The organism is Streptomyces sp. NPDC087215 (assembly GCF_044744885.1).
Classification (GTDB): Bacteria; Actinomycetota; Actinomycetes; order Streptomycetales; family Streptomycetaceae; genus Streptomyces.
This window is the reverse complement of sequence record NZ_JBIUZD010000005.1, coordinates 417,235-434,456: the sequence shown is the minus strand read 5'-3', so window position 1 is coordinate 434,456 and position 17,222 is coordinate 417,235. Positions and strand designations below refer to the sequence as shown.

The 17,222-nt window shown below is 75.4% G+C and carries 10 protein-coding genes; 8 read left to right on the top strand and 2 right to left on the bottom strand.

Features of this window, described 5'->3' with window-relative positions:
• Positions 1 to 79: 79 nt before the first annotated feature.
• The 5 genes from ACIO92_RS17260 (at position 80) to moeZ (ending at position 6,806) form a co-directional block, all read left to right on the top strand.
• A complete protein-coding gene (locus ACIO92_RS17260; protein ID WP_402057542.1) occupies positions 80 to 1,891 on the top strand; it encodes a glycosyltransferase in 1,812 nt (603 codons plus the stop codon).
• Entirely contained in the window at positions 1,884 to 3,689 is a 1,806-nt protein-coding gene (locus tag ACIO92_RS17255; protein WP_402281623.1) for a hypothetical protein, read from the top strand. The genes ACIO92_RS17260 and ACIO92_RS17255 overlap by 8 nt, the downstream gene beginning before the upstream one ends.
• Positions 3,690 to 3,867: 178 nt before the next feature.
• Entirely contained in the window at positions 3,868 to 4,839 is a 972-nt protein-coding gene (locus tag ACIO92_RS17250; RefSeq protein ID WP_366440179.1) for an NAD-dependent epimerase/dehydratase family protein, read from the top strand.
• On the top strand, positions 4,827 to 5,564 hold the full coding sequence (locus ACIO92_RS17245; RefSeq protein WP_366440180.1) for a spherulation-specific family 4 protein: 738 nt from the start codon (positions 4,827 to 4,829) through the stop codon (positions 5,562 to 5,564). Before ACIO92_RS17250 ends, ACIO92_RS17245 begins: the two co-directional genes overlap by 13 nt.
• Positions 5,565 to 5,627: 63 nt before the next feature.
• Positions 5,628 to 6,806 (top strand): adenylyltransferase/sulfurtransferase MoeZ, encoded by a 1,179-nt coding sequence (moeZ, locus tag ACIO92_RS17240; protein ID WP_366440181.1) that lies wholly within the window; start codon positions 5,628 to 5,630, stop codon positions 6,804 to 6,806.
• A 116-nt stretch (positions 6,807 to 6,922) separates the two neighbouring features.
• On the opposite strand, the gene ACIO92_RS17235 is transcribed toward moeZ, so the two are convergent.
• Together ACIO92_RS17235 and ACIO92_RS17230 are read right to left on the bottom strand one after the other, a co-directional pair.
• A complete protein-coding gene (locus ACIO92_RS17235; protein ID WP_366440182.1) occupies positions 6,923 to 8,500 on the bottom strand; it encodes an alpha/beta hydrolase in 1,578 nt (525 codons plus the stop codon).
• A gap of 185 nt (positions 8,501 to 8,685) precedes the next feature.
• Positions 8,686 to 11,331, bottom strand: a complete 2,646-nt coding sequence (locus tag ACIO92_RS17230) for a lysylphosphatidylglycerol synthase transmembrane domain-containing protein (RefSeq protein WP_366440183.1) — start codon at positions 11,329 to 11,331, stop codon at positions 8,686 to 8,688.
• A gap of 180 nt (positions 11,332 to 11,511) precedes the next feature.
• On the opposite strand from ACIO92_RS17230, the gene ACIO92_RS17225 reads away from it, so the two are divergent.
• The 3 genes from ACIO92_RS17225 to ACIO92_RS17215 all read left to right on the top strand — a co-directional run bounded on the left by ACIO92_RS17225 (position 11,512) and on the right by ACIO92_RS17215 (position 17,207).
• Positions 11,512 to 11,877 (top strand): MGMT family protein, encoded by a 366-nt coding sequence (locus ACIO92_RS17225; RefSeq protein WP_366440184.1) that lies wholly within the window; start codon positions 11,512 to 11,514, stop codon positions 11,875 to 11,877.
• A gap of 431 nt (positions 11,878 to 12,308) precedes the next feature.
• A complete protein-coding gene (locus tag ACIO92_RS17220) occupies positions 12,309 to 16,136 on the top strand; it encodes a UvrD-helicase domain-containing protein (protein WP_402281627.1) in 3,828 nt (1,275 codons plus the stop codon).
• 261 nt (positions 16,137 to 16,397) lie between these two features.
• Positions 16,398 to 17,207, top strand: coding sequence for a hypothetical protein (locus ACIO92_RS17215; RefSeq protein WP_366440186.1), 810 nt, complete (start codon positions 16,398 to 16,400; stop codon positions 17,205 to 17,207).
• Positions 17,208 to 17,222: the final 15 nt, after the last annotated feature.

Sequence of the window (17,222 nt, the reverse complement as noted above, 5' to 3'; positions counted from 1 at the left end):
CTGTCTCCGCTTACGTTCGTCCCGCTGCGAGTCGCCTGACCGGAGGCGACCGCCGTCAAGGGAGAACGGGGGTGCACACGTGCGGATCGGACTGCTCACGGAGGGTGGCCACCCGAACGCCACCGGTGGCTACGGACGCTGGTGCGAACGGCTCGTGCGCGGCCTCGGGCAGCACCAGTTCGACCTGTACGCCCAGGGGGCCCCCGGCGGCGCGTCGCCGCTCCCGCCGAACGCCCGCCTCGTCCGCACCGCCCCCTCCGGCGGCCCCGGGGCCGACCCGGCGGCCGGGAACCTCCTCGAACGGACCGCGCTCGGCGGCCGGGCCGCCCGTCGCGCGTACGGCCGCCGCGACCGGCACCGCTTCACCGAGGCCCTCCACCTGCTCGCCACCGGCCTGTGCGCGGAGGAGACCGGGGGCGCGCGGGACGGCGGAGAGGCACGGGACGGCGGACCCGCCGGGGGCGCGCGGCACGCCGGGGAAGCGCCGTACGCGGGGGGCGCGCGGGACACCGGGGGCCCGCAGCCCGTCCGGGAGGCCGCCCCGGCGGCACGGCACCTCGGGGCAGGGACCCCGGACGACCCCGAACCCGCCTTCGCCACCGGGCTCCACGCCCTCGCCGACCTCGCCCGCGAGCGCGGCGGACTCCCCGGCGCGCTCCGCTCCGACGACGCCGTCCGCGCCCTCGAAGCCGCCTGCCGCGCCCCCGGCGCACGCCGGGGCGCGGCCGCCGCCGCACTCCCCGACCACCTCGCCTTCGCCGAGCACCTCGCCCATGTCCTGCGGCCCCTCTCCTTCGACTGGTACGACGAGGACGCGCTGGGCGCCGCCGACCTCTGCCACGCCACCGCCGGAGGCACCACCGCCCTCCCCGGACTCCTGGCCAAACGCTTCTTCGGGACCCCGCTCCTCGTCACCGAGTACGGCGTCCCCCTGCGCACCCACTACCTCTCCACCCAGGGCGCGGGACACTCCGCGCCCCTGCGCACCCTGCTCGCCGCCCTCCACGGCCGGCTCTCCGCCGAGGTCTACCGGCGGGCCGACCTCCTCACCCCGGGCAACACCCACGCCCGCCGCTGGCAGGAGCGGTGCGGCGCCGACCGGGCCCGCGTCCGCACCGTCCACCCCGGGCTGCCCGCCGACCGCTTCGCCGAGACCGGCGAGAACGAGGAGAGCGGCGATCCCGCCACCCTGGTCTGGGTCGGCCGCGCCGAACCCGCCAAGGACCTCGTCGGCCTGCTGCACTCCTTCGCCGAGATCCGCTCCCGGCAGCCCGACGCCCGGCTGCGGATCGTCTCCGTGCCCGTACGGGACCCCGGCTCCGCCGCCCATCTCGCGCACTGCCGGGGGCTCGCCGCCCGGCTCTTCCCCGACGAGGCGCCCGGCGCGCACGCCGTCGGTGAGAGCCCGGTCTCCTTCGCGGAACTCGGCGGCCCCGAGGCCCCCACCCTGGAGGACACCTACGCCTCCGGCGCGGTCGTCGTCCTGTCCAGCGTCGTCGAGGGCTTCCCCGCCGCACTCGTCGAGGCCATGTTCTGCGCCCGCGCCACCGTCTCCACGGACGTCGGCGCCGTCGTCGAGATCATCGGCGGCACCGGTCTCGTCGTCCCCCCGCGCAATCCACGGGCGTTCGCCGACGCCTGCCTGGCGCTCCTCCGCGACCCCGACCGCCGCCACCGGCTCGGCGCCGCCGCCCGCGCCCGCGCGCTCGAACTCTTCACCGTCGAACAGAACCTGGCCGCGTTCCGCGACATCTACCTCGAACTCCTCTCCCGCGCGCCGGTCCGCCGCCCCCGCGACGGCGTGCTCTTCGCCCACCCCGCCGAGGCGCACGTACCGGGCAGCTGGGCGCACCGGACCGTGACCGCGGGGACAGGAGCCCCCGATGCCTGAAGGAGACACCCCCATGCGCGGCTCCGCCGCCCCCACGAGCCCCGGAGCCCGGGACGCCCGCTCCGAGGCCCTCCTCGGCACCCCCGCCCCGCCCCACGGCGGCGCCGCGACCCGCGACCGCCGTGGTACCGGGAACCCCCCGGACGCCTCCCCGCCCGGGATAGCCCCGCCCCCGGCGCGGACCGCCCCGCCCTCCGGACACCGCCCGCCCGCCCCGACCCACCCGCACGAGCCCCCCGCGCACCCGGCAGGCCCGCCCGAGCACCCGCCCGCACCCGCCCGGCCGACCGGCGCCACGCCCACGGACCCGACCACGCCCGCGCATCCGGCCACGGACCCGACCGCCGCCGCGCACCCGACCGCCGCCGCGCGCCGGTCCGATGCCGTGCCCGCGCTCCCCGTCGGTGGCTCGTCCGCGCCGGGCCCCCGGCCTGAGCCGACCGCGTCCACCTATCCGGCCGATGCCGGGTCCGGGCACCCCGCCGAGGGCCGGTCCTGGGCGGGGCGGCGGCCCGAGTCGACTCCCCCCGCGCCTCCGGCCGCCACCCCGCCCGCGCTCCCGGCCGACCGTTCGCGCGCGCCAGGTCACCGACCCGCGACGGCCCCGCCCGCGCACTCCACCGATGCCGGGTCCGCGGCCCCCGCCGACGCCCCGCCCGCGCCGGGCCACCGGCCGGACGCGGTCCTGTCCGCCCGCCCCGCCGACGTACCGCCCGCGCGTCCCGCGGCCACGCGGCCCGTTCCTCCCGTGGCGCCCGCCCGCCCCCGGCAGGGCCCCGCCGATCCCGTCAAGGTGCTGCTGCACCGGCAGCGGGAGCTCTGCGCGCGGGCCGTCGACCCCCTGGAGATCGCCGCCGGACTCGAAGCACAGGGCTTCACCGACCGCACCGCCGCCCGATTCCGGCACCGTGACGTGTTCGCCCTCGCCGAAGAGCTGTACGCACGCGTGCCCCAGGCCGATACCCCCCCCGCGCCCCCCGCGCCCCGGCCCTCCCGCCCCGACGCCTGGCTCCTCGGGGCCCTCGCGCCCGGCGCCGCCGCCGCCCTCACCTGCACCGGCCTCGCCCTGACCCACGGCCCCGCCCGTACCGCGACCGGCGCCGCCGGAGCCCTGCTGCTCGCCGGAGCCCTCCTCCTCGCCGCCCGGCGCGGCCCCTTCCGCGCCCCCGAAGGCCACGGCGTTCCCGCCGCCCGCCTCTGGACCCTCTGGCTCCTCGCGTACGCGGCCGGCGGCGACGGCCTCCTCACCGCGATCCTCAGCGGCGGACCCGACGGCCCCTGGGAACTCAGCACCGGGCCCCTCCTGGCACTCGCCCTCGCCGTCGCACCCGCCGCCTGGTGCGCCCGCCTCTTCGCGGACCGGGCCCGCCGCCGCATCACCCGCAGCCGGGGCCTCGCCGACTTCGCCGCGGGCATCCGCCCCCTGCTCGTCGGCACCCTGACCCTCCCGCTCCTCGCCCTCACCGCCCTGCTCGCCCTCACCGGCTTCAGCCCCGGCGCCCTCGCCCTCGGCGCGCTCCTGCTGTTCGCCCGGCTCCTCACCGTGCACGGCCACCCCGGGACGGCCGCCGCCACCCTCGCCGCCGCCTGCGCCGCCGAGGCGCTCGCCCTCACGAGCGTCCTCGCCTCCCGCCTCCCCCTCCCCGGCTTCGACGCCCTCGCCACCCCGGTGCGCGCCGCCGTCGACACCTGGGGCCCCGGGGCCGTACCCACCCTCGTCTGCGGCGCCGCCGCGCTCGGCCTGCTGGCCCACGCGACCGGCTCCCTCGTCCGGGCCTCGGCCCACGCCACCCGATGACCACCCCACGGAAGGCCCGGCGACCACGGCGACCACCACCCCGCGGAACCACCCCCCGCCCCCGCGGAGCCGACGCCGCGGGCGCACCCCGTCACCCCTCTCACCACCCCGCAAGGAGAACGAAGACCATGACCCCTCAATCCCCAGCACCGGCCGGTCGGCACGAAGGGGCCGCACGATGAGGGTGCTACTGCTCGGAGCCAACGGCTTCATCGGCCGCTTCGTCGCCGACCGGCTGCTCGCCGACCCGGCCGTGCACCTCACCGCGCTCGGCCGGGGCGACGACGCCGATGTGCGTTTCGACCTCGCCTCGGGCAGCCCCGGCGCGCTGACCCGCTTCTTCGACGCCGTCCACCCCGGAGTCGTCGTCAACTGCGCGGGCGCCACCCGGGGCGGCGCCCGCGACCTGACCCGGCACAACACCGTCGCCGTCGCCACCGTCTGCGAGGCCCTGCGCCGCAGCGGCTGCGGCGCCCGGCTCGTCCAGGTCGGCTGCGCCTCGGAGTACGGCCCGAGCCAGCCCGGCTCCTCCACCGCCGAGGACGCCGTGCCGCGCCCCGGCGGCCCGTACGGGGTGTCCAAGCTGGCGGCCACCGAACTCGTCCTCGGCTCCGGACTCGACGCCGTGGTCCTGCGGGTGTTCTCCCCGGTCGGCCCGGGGACGCCCGCCGGTTCGCCGCTCGGACGGCTCGCCGAGGCGATGCGCCGGGCCATGCAGGCGGGCGACGGCGAGCTGAAGCTCAGCGGCCTCGGGGTGCAGCGGGACTTCGTGGACGTCCGGGACGTCGCAAGGGCCGTCCACGCCGCCTCGCTCTCCGCCGCGCAGGGCGTCGTCAACATCGGCACCGGCCGCGCGGTCCGGCTCCGGGACGCCGCCGGGGTCCTCACCCGGGTCGCCGGCTACTCCGGCAACCTGCACGAACTGGACGCCCCGCACGGCGTCCCGCAGCGCCCGATGATCGGCGCCCCCCGCACCGAGGGGACCATCGCCGACCAGCTGGCCTCCGCGCCCTACCCGTACCCCGACGGCTGCGGTCCCTGGCAGCAGGCCGACGTGCGGACCGCCCGGGACCGGCTCGGCTGGCGGCCCCGGATCAACCTGGAGGAGTCGCTCGCCGACATCTGGATGGAGGCGGCGTGCCGCATCTGACGGCGACCGGAGCCGTCCAGGCACTGGGGGTGGGCGTGCCCGGCTACGCCCACCCCCTGCTCGCCCCCGTCGAGTGGGGCGAGCTGACCCGCCCGGGTACCCCGCTGCACTGGGCGGTGCTCAACGTCGCGGACGGGCCGGGCAGCCGTCCGGACCCGCACTGCCTGGCCGCGGCGGGTCGGTCGCGCAACGCCGGGGTCCGGGTCCTCGGGCACCTGGACGCCGCGTACGGCTCCCGGCGCTTCGGGGAGCTGGTCTCGGACGCCCAGCGCTTCCTCGACTGGTACCGGGTGGACGGCTTCTACCTGGACCGCTGCCCCTCCGGCCGACCGGACCTGGGCGGGGTGCGGCGGCTCACGGCGACCCTGGAGGCGCTCCTCGGGGGTGCCTCGCACCTCGTCCTCGGGCACGGCACCCACCCGCACCCGGGGTACGCGGAGGCGGCCGACCAGCTGGTGACCTTCTCCGGGGCCTGGGCGGACTACCGCTGGTCGCAGGTGGCGGAGTGGACGGCGGAGTACACGGAGGCCAAGTTCGTCCACTTCGTGCACGGCGTCCCCCGCACACATCTGGAGGAAGCGCTGCGGATCGCCCGCTGGCAGGGTGCCGGAACCATCTTCTTCACGGACCGGACGGGGCCATCGGGACAATCCGCTCCATTCCACTCGCTGCCCGGCTACTGGGACGAAATCGTCTCGCGGATCGGACCGGGTGTCTCGGAATGAGAGGGGGCGTGGCAGTGTTACGGGGAGAACAACCGTACTGACATACCGACAACCGGAGTCCCCGTGTCGCTGCCACCCCTGGTCGAGCCGGCTGCCGAGCTCACCGTAGACGAGGTCCGCAGGTACTCACGCCACCTGATCATCCCGGACGTCGGGATGGACGGGCAGAAGCGGCTGAAGAACGCCAAGGTGCTGTGTGTCGGCGCCGGTGGGCTCGGCTCCCCGGCGCTGATGTACCTGGCCGCCGCGGGCGTGGGCACGCTCGGCATCGTGGAGTTCGACGAGGTCGACGAGTCGAACCTCCAGCGCCAGATCATCCACAGCCAGGCCGACATCGGCCGCTCCAAGGCCGCGTCGGCGCGCGACAGCGTGCTCGGCATCAACCCGTACGTGAACGTGGTCCTGCACGAGGAGCGGCTGGAAGCCGACAACGTGATGGACATCTTCGGTCAGTACGACCTGATCGTCGACGGCACGGACAACTTCGCCACCCGCTACCTGGTGAACGACGCCTGCGTGCTGCTGAACAAGCCGTACGTCTGGGGCTCGATCTACCGCTTCGACGGCCAGGCGTCCGTCTTCTGGGCCGAGCACGGTCCCTGCTACCGCTGCCTCTACCCGGAGCCCCCGCCGCCGGGCATGGTCCCGTCCTGCTCCGAGGGCGGTGTCCTGGGCGTGCTCTGCGCGTCCATCGGCTCCATCCAGGTCAACGAGGCCATCAAGCTCCTCGCGGGCATCGGCGAGCCCCTCCTCGGCCGTCTGATGATCTACGACGCCCTGGAGATGCAGTACCGCCAGGTGAAGGTCCGCAAGGACCCCGGCTGCGCGGTCTGCGGCGAGAACCCGACCGTCACCGAGCTCATCGACTACGAGGCCTTCTGCGGCGTCGTGTCCGAGGAGGCCCAGGAGGCGGCGCTCGGTTCCACGATCACTCCGAAGCAGCTCAAGGAGTGGATCGACGACGGCGAGAACATCGACATCATCGACGTCCGCGAGCCGAACGAGTACGAGATCGTCTCCATCCCGGGCGCGCGTCTCATCCCGAAGAACGAGTTCCTGATGGGCACCGCCCTCCAGGACCTCCCGCAGGACAAGCGGATCGTCCTGCACTGCAAGACGGGTGTCCGCAGTGCGGAGGTCCTCGCCGTGCTCAAGGCCGCGGGCTTCGCGGACGCCGTGCACGTCGGCGGCGGCGTGATCGGCTGGGTCCACCAGATCGAGCCCGGGAAGCCGGTCTACTAGACCGCTGGACCGCGTCGGACCGCGCCCCGGAAGCCGGTCCACCGGTCGGCCCCGCGAAGGGCCCGGACCTCCCCGTGGGGTCCGGGCCCTTCGCCGTCCCGGCGCGGGGCGGCGGGCTACGAGGAGCAGACCGTGTCGGCGGCGGGGACCTTCCCGTCGATGAGGTAGGCGTCGACCGCCTTCTTCACGCACGCGCTGCCGCTGTTGTAGGCGCCGTGCCCCTCGCCCTCGTACGTCAGCTCCACGCCCACACCCGGCCCCAGCGCCTTCACCATCGACCGGGCACCCTCGTACGGCGTCGCCGGGTCGCCGGTGTTGCCGACGACCAGGATCGGCGCCGAGCCCGGCGCCGACACGTCCGGGTGCTCCCACGTCCCGGCCACCGGCCACGAGGAGCAGCTCGCCAGGGCCCAGCCCATGAAGTCGCCGAAGACCGGCGAGGCCTCGCGGAACTGCGGCAGCCGCTCCTTGGCCTGGCCGAGGGTGTAGCGCTCCTTGTAGTCCACGCAGTTGATGGCGGCGTTCGCGGCCTGGATGTTGCTGTACGAGCCGTTCTCGCCGCGCCCGTTCATGGAGTCCGACAGGGCGAGCAGCAGGGCTCCGTCACCGCCGTCGGCCGCGTCGAGCCCCTGCTCCAGATAGGGCCAGAACTCCTTCGAGTACAGGGACTGCGCGATGCCGTTGGTGGCCTGGGTCTGGGTCAGCTCGCGGTCCCCGATGCCGGGGACCGGCTTCTTGTCGAGGGACGCCAGGAGGTCCGTCACGAAGGACTCGACCTCGGCGACGGAGGTACCGGGCAGGGTGCACCGGTCGCCGCGGTCCACACAGTCCTGGGCGAAGTTGTCCAGGGCGAGCTGGAAGCCCTTCGCCTGCCCGAGGGCGCCCGCCTCCACGCCCGCGTCCGGGTCGACGACGGCGTCGAAGACCGCCCGGCCCACGCTCGACGGGAACAGATGGGCGTAGACGCCGCCGAGTTCGGTGCCGTACGAGATGCCGAAGTAGTGGAGCTTCGCGTCCCCGAGGACCTGGCGCATCAGGTCCATGTCCCGGGCCGCGTTCTCGGTGCCGACGTGCGGCAGGGCCGTGCCCGAGTCCTTCCGGCAGCCGTCCGCGTACTTCTTCTGCGCGTCCGCGAGGGTCTTCTCCTCCGCCGCGTCGTCGGGGGTGAAGTCGAGGGCGTAGTAGGCGTCCAGCTCCTTGTCGGTCGCGCATTCGACCGGGTCGCTGCGGCCGACCCCGCGCGGGTCGAAGGAGACCAGGTCGTAGCGCCCGCGCAGGGTCTCGTAGTCCTTGGCGAAGGAGGGCAGCCCGGTGATGCCGGAGCCGCCGGGCCCGCCGAAGTTGAAGACGAGCGAACCGATCCTCTGGTCCTTGTCCCGGGCGCGGGCCCGGATGAGGGCCAGCTCGATCGTCCGGCCCTCCGGCGCCGACCAGTCGAGCGGGGTCTGCAGGAAGGAACACTCCCAGGCGGTGCTCCCGGGCAGCGGGGAGGGCGCCGGACCGCCGCCCTCGGCGGCCGACGGCGCCGGGCAGGGGTTCCAGGACAGCTTCTGCGAGGCCAGCGCGGACAGTCCGCCGCTGCCGGCCGGATTCGACGGTTCCGCCGCGTTGTCCCCGCCGTCCGAGCAGCCGGTGGCGAGCAGCACGGTGGTGGCGGTGAGCAGGGCGGCGCGCTGGGCGGCGGAGATCGGCATGGGTCCATGGTGGGCCGCCGCCCCCGGACCCGCTCGGGACGGAGGTCCAAGTGGGCGAGGGCGGCGCCGGGCACCCGGCCGGGTGGCGTACGGCGGTCGGGACCGGTACGGGGTGGTGTCCGGCGGCTGGGACCGGTCCGGGGTGGCGTACGGCGGTCGGGACCGGTCCAGGGCGCGGTGTCCGGCTACAGTGCCTCGCGCTTGGTCAGCCAGTTGAAGCAGATCCACCCCGGGAGCACCGGGAGCCAGAGCGTCAGCAGGCGGTACAGCAGCACCGCCGGGGTCGCCACCTCGATCGGCAGGCCCACGGCCACCAGACCGAGGGTGAGCGCGCCCTCGACCGCGCCGATACCGCCGGGAGTCGGCGCCGCCGAGCCCAGCGCGTTGCCCGCGAGGAAGACGACCGCCACGCTCGCGTAGCTGACCGTCGCCGTCCCGTGCCCGAAGGCCCGGATCGAGGCGTCCAGACAGAACACGAAGGTGGCGGTGAGGAGCAGCATCCCGCCGATGCCCGTGAGCAGCTTCATCGGCCGCTGGAGCACGTCCAGCATCCGCGGCACGACGCCCGCGAACAGCGACCGCAGCCGGGTCGAGACGAACTTGCGCATGAACGGGATGGCCGTCACCACCAGGACGAGCACCGCGACCGTCAGAAGACCGGCGATGACCGTCCGGGAGGGGGTGAACGACTGCGACTTCTCCGTCCCCGTCAGATAGCCGAAGGAGAGCAGGAGCAGGATGTGCGCTCCCAGGCCGAAGAGCTGCGAGGCGCCGACGCTGGCGACCGCGAGCCCCGGGCGTACCCCCGCGCGCTGGAGGAAACGGGTGTTCAGGGCGACCCCGCCGACCGCCGCCGGAGCGACGATCTTCACGAACGAACCGGCGACCTGCGCCACCACCGTCCGCCGGAACCCGACCCGCTCCGGCACGAAGCCGAGCAGGCTCATCGCCGCCGCCACATAACTGAGCGCGGAGAACAGCACCGCGGCCGCCACCCACCGCCAGTCGGCCTCGCTGATCGTCGACAGCGGCGTCCGGGCGATCTGGGAGAGCAGGAAGTACGCGGCGACCGCGCCCGCGATCAGACTGAGCAGCGTCTTCGGCTTGATGCGTTCGAGCCGTACGGGTTCCACCGGGGCCTGCGGGCGGATCAGCAGCACCTGCTGCCGGATCTGGGCGAGCAGGTCCTCCTCGCGGGCCCCGTCCAGCGCGCTGTCCAGGGCCTTCTTCTCGGCCTTCTTGTCCGCCTTCTTCTCGGCCTTGGTCTCCGCCTGCACGGCGGTCCCGCTCGTGGTGGCCTCCGCCGCGTGGACCTTGGCCAGCTCCCGCTCGTGCTTGGCCGCCTCCGAGGCGGCGAGCACGGCCTCCCGCTCGCGCGCCGACCGCTCCCTGGCCAGTCGCCGCAGGGTCGCGCGCGTGGCGCGGCTCAGCGCGATCGGCTGGAGCAGCGGCAGACAGTCGGCGACGGTGTCCGGGCCGAGCACCTCGACGGCGGCGGCGACCGCCCGGCCCGCCCCGACCCGCAGCCCGAGGGTGGTGAGCAGCTGGGCGATGTCCATCCGCAGGACCAGGTCGCCCGCGGCGATCTCGCCGCCGCGCAGATCGGTGAGGATCACCCGGCCGTCACGGTCCACCAGGATCGCGTCCCCGGTGAGCCTGCGGTGGGCGATCCGGCGGGACTGGAGCGCCCGCACCTGCCGGAAGGTGCTGTGGACCAGGTCGTCGGTGATCTCGTCGTCGTCGAGCGAGTCCAGACTGCGCCCGCCGGTGTGCTCGTACACCAGCATCACGGCGTCCGGGCCGAGCTCCGAGGTGGCGATCAGCTTCGGCGCGTTCGCCCCGGCGGCGATGGCCGCGTACGCGAGGAGCGCCTCCTGTTCCAGGGCCTGGCGCAGCGAGACGATGGAGCGGCGGGTGGTGATCGTGCGCAGGCTGATCCGCTGCCACGCGCGGTAGAAGAAGCCGTGCGCCTGCTGTTCCCGGTCGACGACGGTGACGTCGAGCGGGGGGCCGTCCTCCAGGGTCACGATGTAGCGGCGGCCCCGGTCGCCGTTGTCGGCGGAGTCGGTCGTCCCTTCGGAGCGCAGCGCCGTCACCGGCCGGAAGCCGACCCGGCGCAGCCCCGCGAGGAGGGTCTGTCCGGTGGGCCGGACGTTGGGGGAGCCGACCGCGTAGAGCGTGCCGTACGCCACGGTCCAGCCGATCAGGACGGTCAGGATGATGGAGAGGGCGGTGGTGTACCCGGCCACCAGCATGGTGAAGGCGTCGAGCAGCAGCACCGCCCAGAGCAGGACCCGCCAGCGGGGTCTGCGGGCCATGCCGACGGCGGTCATGTACGCGATGACCGGCGCCAGGTAGTTGTGCACCGGGTCGGTGAGCCCGCCGCCGGACTGCGGCTGGGTCAGCGCGTCCTGGATGGTGCCGGGCGCCGACTGGGCGACCCAGAGGTCGGTGGCGAGGGTCACGCCGTGCGCGAGGACGGCGGCGAGGACGCCGTCCGCGATCCGCAGCCCGTCCCGTTTGATGAGCCGTTCGATGGCGAAGGCGACGGGGACGAGCAGGACGGCGATGGAGGAGACCAGACCGGCGATCTTGACGAAGACGTCGGGCGCGCCGACGGCTCCCTTGTTGATGTCCTCCTCAAGGCCCGAGGTCGTCGCGTGGGCGAACGCGGCGACGGCGATGACGAGCCCGATCGCGAGCAGACCGGCCAGCAGCCGCATCAGGTCGGAGGGCCGGTGGACGCGGGCGGCGAGCAGCGGCTCGTCGCCGGAGACCCGCTCGGACACCTCGGACCGGTCCTCCTCCGGAGGCTGAGTCTCCTGGCCCATCACCCTGTCCGTCTCCGCATGTGCGTCCTGTCGGCCTTGTTCATCCGCGCGTACGCGTTCGTGCACTCGTTCGTGTACTTGTCGCTCTTGATCTCGTATCACCAGTCACCGCCCGCACGATGGTGGCATGAAGAGCCGCTGCGCGGAGGCATCAGGGCCATGTCGGTGGGGTGAGGCAGGATGGGGCGGATGAGCATGGAGGAACCCGTGGGGGAGACCGGAGAACTGCCCGAGTACGCGGAACGGGTGCTCGACGTCGCCGACGGCATCCCGCCCGGCCGGGTGATGACCTACGGGGACGTCGCCGAATGGCTGGGCGAGGGCGGGCCCCGGCAGGTCGGCCGGGTCATGGCCCTGTACGGCGGGACGGCCCCCTGGTGGCGGGTGGTCCGCGCGGACGGCACCCTGCTCCCGGGGCACGAACTGCGGGCCCTCGGCCACTACCGTGAGGAGGGCACCCCGCTGCGCGGGGCGGGCCCGGCGGCCGAGGGACACGTGCCGAGGATCGACATGCGGCGGGCCCGCTGGGACGGAACTCACACCTGAGCACCCCGGCCGGGCGCCCGCACGGCGGACCGGCCACGGCGTCCGCACCCCGGACCACGGACCGCACCTCGTCGGCGTCCCGTTTCGCGTACCGTCGAGGTTCGCGTCCTCCGGGACGCCGCCCGAGCCCGCCGGGGCGGTCCGTACGTCCGTCACGGCGGTCCGTACGTCCGTCACGGTGGTCCGTGCCTCCGCCGGGGCGGGCCGTGCGTCCGCCACGGTGGCCGGTGCGTCCACCAGGGCGGGCCGCGTGCCCGTCGTCGTGGTCCGTACGTCCTCCCGGGCGGTCGGTACGTCCTGAGGGACGGTCTCCGCGGCTGCCGGGACGGTTCGTACGTCCACCGGGGCGGCGGGCCGACGGACACGACGGCCGACCGGGGCGGACGACCGCCTCACCCGCACCACCACTCCCACCAGGACCGGCGACCCACGTGAGTACCTCCTCGACCACCCGGCGCGTACCGCCGTACCAGGGACAGCCGTACCCGGGGCCGGGACGGCAGCGGACCCCGGGCGCGTACCGACTGGTGCGCACCACGCCGGCCCCGAAGGATCCCCCTCAGCTGGACGCAGCCCAGCGCGAAGTGGTTGACCACACCGCCGGACCGCTCCTCGTCCTCGCCGGACCCGGCACCGGCAAGACGACCACTCTGGTCGAGTCCGTCGCCGCCCGGGTGGAAGGCGGCGCCGACCCCGAACGCCTCCTCGTCCTCACCTTCAGCCGCAAGGCCGCCGTCGAACTCCGCGACCGCATGGCCGCCCGGCTCGGCGGCCGACGCCCGCCGCAGGCCACCACCTTCCACTCGTACTGCTACGCCCTGATCCGCGCCCACCAGGACGCCGAACTCTTCGCCGAACCGCTCCGGCTGCTCTCCGGACCCGAGCAGGACCTCGCGGTGCGCGAGCTGCTCGCCGGTCACATCGACCTGGAGAAGGCCGGACTCGGCAGCATCCGCTGGCCCGACGAACTCCGGGCCTGCCTCACCACCCGGGGCTTCGCCGACGAGGTCCGGGCGGTCCTCGCCCGCTCCCGCGAGCTGGGCCTCGGCCCCGACGCCCTCGGCCGCTTCGCCGAACGCGTCGGCCGCCCCGACTGGAAGGCCGCCGCCGGGTTCCTCGCCGAGTACCTCGACGTCCTCGACCTCCAGGGCGTCCTCGACTACACGGAGCTGGTGCACCGGGCCGTCCTGCTCGCCGGGACCGTCGCGCTGCCCGCGTACGACGCCGTGTACGTCGACGAGTACCAGGACACCGACCCGGCCCAGGTCCGGCTGCTGCACGCGCTCGCGGGCGCCGGACGCCGGACGGTCGTCGCCTTCGGCGACCCGGACCAGTCGATCTACGCCTTCCGGGGCGCCGACGTGAACGGCATCCTGGACTTCCCCGGGTCCTTCGGCGCCGACGGCCCGGAAGGCGTCCGCGTCCTGCGCACCGCGCGCCGCTCCGGGGCCGCCCTGCTCGGCGCCACCCGGCAGCTCGCCCAGCGGATGCCGCTGCACCGGCTCCCCGCCGACAAGGTCCGCGCCCACCGGGACCTCGCGCCGGTCCGGGACGGCGGCCGGGCGGAGGCGTACACCTACCCCACGGCGTCGGCCGAGGCCGAGAACATCGCCGACCTGCTGCGCCGCGCCCACCTGGAGGACGGCGTCCCCTGGCAGGACATGGCCGTCCTCACCCGCGCCGCCGCCGCCCTCCCGTCCCTGCGCCGCGCGCTGACCTCGGCGGGCGTCCCCGTCGAGACGGACGCGGCGGACACCCCCCTCCGCCACGAACCGGCCGTCGCCCCCCTGCTCCTCGCCCTGCGCGCGGTGGCGGCGCCGGACCCCGGGAAAGCCGGAGCCGAAGACGGCGGTACGGGCTCCGCCGGGGGCACGGTCACGGACTCCGGCGAGGGTCCGGGCTCCGCCGGAGCAGCCGTCGACGGTACGGGCTCCGCCGGTGCCCCGGGTTCCCCCGGCGACGCGGTTCCGCCCGGCGCCGGGCGGAACGGCGAAGGTACGGCTACCGGAACGGTCGGCCCGGCGGCCACCGAGGCCGCCGGAGACACCACCGGGTCCGGCCCGGTCGGCTCCGGTGGTGTCTCCGGCTCCGACGCGGTCGGCTCCGACGCGGTCGGGTCCGACGCGGCCGGGTCCGGCGGCCCGGCATCCCCCGGGGCCCCCGGCGGCCCGATCCCCGGCGGAGGCGCGGATCCCGGTGCTGGTCCGGCCCCGGACGCCGGGACACCGGACGCCTCCGCTGAGACCGTCGCGCCGGGCGACCCCGCCGCCTCCGCTGAGACCGTCGCGCCGGGCGACCCCGCCGCGTCCGACGACACCGTCGGGACGGGTCACCCCGGCGCGTCCGACGACACCCCTGGACCCGGCGACACGGGCGGTACCGCCCGGTGGCTCCCCGTCGAGACCGCGCTCGAACTGCTCGCCTCGCCGCTCGCCGGAGTGGACCCCGCCGATCTGCGACGGCTCGGGCGGGCCCTCAGGGACGAGGAGCGGGCCGCGGGGAACAAGGTTCCGCCGCCCTCCGACGTCCTGCTCGCCCGAGCCCTCGCCGAGCCCGAGCGGCTCGTCGCGCACGACCCCTCCTACGCGCGGGGCGCCCAGCGCCTCGGCGACCTGCTGCGCCGCGCCCGTACCCTCCTCGACGGCGGCGGCACCGCCGAGGAGGCCCTGTGGGTGCTGTGGAACAACACCCCCTGGCCCGGCCGCCTGGAGCGCGCCGCCCTCCGCGGCGGACCCGCGGGCCGCAACGCCGACCGCGACCTCGACGCCGTCTGCGCCCTCTTCGAGACCGCCGCCCGCGCCGAGGAGCGCGTCGGCGGCCGGGGCGTCCTCAACTTCCTCGAAGAGCTCGACGCCCAGGACATCGCCGCCGACACCCTCACCCGCCGCCACACCCGCCCCGACGCCGTCCGGCTGATGACCGCCCACCGGTCCAAGGGCCTCGAATGGCACCTGGTCGTCGTCGCCGGGGTCCAGGAGGGCCTCTGGCCCGACCTGCGCCGCCGGGGCTCCCTCCTGGAGGCCGACCGCATCGGCCGCGACGGACTCGCCGAACCCCTCACCCCCGGCGCCCTCCTGGCCGAGGAACGCCGTCTCTTCTACGTCGCCGCCACGCGCGCGCGCGACCGGCTCGTCGTCACCGCCGTGAAGGCCGCCGCCGAGGACGGCGACCAGCCCTCCCGGTTCCTCACCGAGCTGGGCGCCGAACCCAAGGACGTCCCCGGCCGCCCCCGCCGCCCCCTCGCCGTCTCCGCCCTCGTCGCCGAACTGCGCGCCACCACCGTCGATCCGGCGGCCTCGCCCGCGCTCCGCGACGCCGCCGCCACCCGGCTCGCGGAGCTGGCCGCGCTCACCGACGACGACGGCCAGCCCCTGGTCCCGGCCGCGCACCCGGACCGCTGGTGGGGCCTGACCGAGCAGACCCGCGCCCCGGCCCCGCTGCGCGACCGCGACCAGCCGGTGGCCCTTTCGCCCAGCTCCCTGGAGAACCTGGTCACCACCTGCTCCCTCCAGTGGTTCCTGGGCCGCGAGGTGAAGGCCGACGCCCCCGCCACGGCCGCCCAGGGCTTCGGCAACGTCGTCCACGTCCTCGCCGACGAGGTGGCCTCCGGCCGCACCCCCGCCGACCTCGACGTCCTCATGGCCCGCCTGGACTCCGTATGGGACGCCCTCGCCTTCGACGCGCCCTGGAAGTCGGCGCAGGAGAAGGCCCACGCGCGCGCGGCCCTCGAACGGTTCCTGAGCTGGCACGTCATGGACCGGGGCGGCCGTACCCCCGCCGCCTCCGAGCACGGCTTCGACGTGACCCTGGCGGCGGGGGAGTACGAGGTCCGCATCCGCGGCTCCATGGACCGCGTCGAGACCGACGAGCAGGGCCGCGCGTACGTCGTCGACTTCAAGACCGGCAAGTCGGCCCCGACCCGCGAGGAGGTCGCCCACCACCCGCAGCTCGCCGTCTACCAGCTCGCCGTCCGCGAAGGCGCGCTCGACGGGGTCCTCGACGGGCGGCGGCCCGAACCGGGCGGCGCCGAACTCGTCCAGCTGCGCCAGGGCGCCCCGAAGAAGGAGGGCGGCGACGCCCTGCCGAAGGTCCAGGCGCAGGAGCCGCTCGCCGGGGAATGGGTCGGCGACCTCCTCGCCCACGCGGCGGGCCGGGTCCTCGACGAACGCTTCACGCCCACCACCGGACAGCACTGCGCGACCTGCTCCTTCCGGGCCTCGTGCAGCGCCCGCCCGGAGGGCCGCCAGGTCGTCGACTGACCGGGCGGGATTCCCGCACGGTACGGACCGGCCTCGCCGGGCACGTCGTACGGTACGACCGGCCCGTCGGCCCCGTCGGCCCCGTCGGCCCCGTCGCCCGCCGCCCGCCGTGCGGCCGTGCCGTCGCCGGATGACGGGCGCGGCCCGCCCACGCCTGTCGTCCGGGCCCCCACGCCCGTCGTCCGGGTACCCGGGTCGCGGGCCCGCTCGCCCCGGGAGACCCTGGTGGACAGTGCTCGGGGAAACCGCGAGGAGGCTCGCATGGCGTCCCACCGAAAGCTCCGCGCCGCCGCCGTCGTCTGCGCCGTCGCCGTCCTGACGGGTCCCGCACCCGTGGCGGCCTGGGCGGCGACGGGCGGCACACCGGCCGCCGCACCGACGGCGGTGGCGCCGTCGCCCGACCCGTTCGCGGGGCTCACCGCCGACCAGATCGGCGACCGGGCGGTCACCGCGACGCAGTCGGCGACCTCGCTGCGGATGACCGGCCGGCTCGTCACCGGCGGCCAGCCGCTCGACATCGACTTCGCCGTCGACGACCACGACGAGTGCACCGGCACGATGAGGGTCGGGGGAGGCACCGCCGAACTCCGCAAGCTCGACGGGATCACCTATCTGAAGGGCGACAGCGCCTTCTGGCGCACCTCCATGACCTCGCAGGGGATGTCACCGGCCCAGATCGACGCCACGATCGAACTGGTCAAGGGCCGTTGGCTGAAGATCACCCCCGGTCAGCAGGGCAGCGCCGACCTCGGCGGGGTCTGCGACCTGAAGGGGCTCCTCGCGGACCTCGGCAAGGACAGGGCGGAACGCCGGGGCCTGACCCGGGGGCCCGACGCCGAGGTCGGCGGCACCCCCGTCGCCACCCTGGTGAAGAAGAACCCGGGCGGGGGGACCACCACCGTCTCCGTGTCCCGCGAGGGCGAGCCGTACATCCTGAAGACGGTGAAGGCGGGCGGCGCGGAGCCCGGCACGCTGGTGCTCTCCGCCTACGACAAGCCCGTGAAGGTGGTCGTCCCGCCCGCCTCCGAGACGGTGGACCTGGCGAAACTGGGCCAGGGCACCTCAGCCTGACCCTGCCCCCGAGCA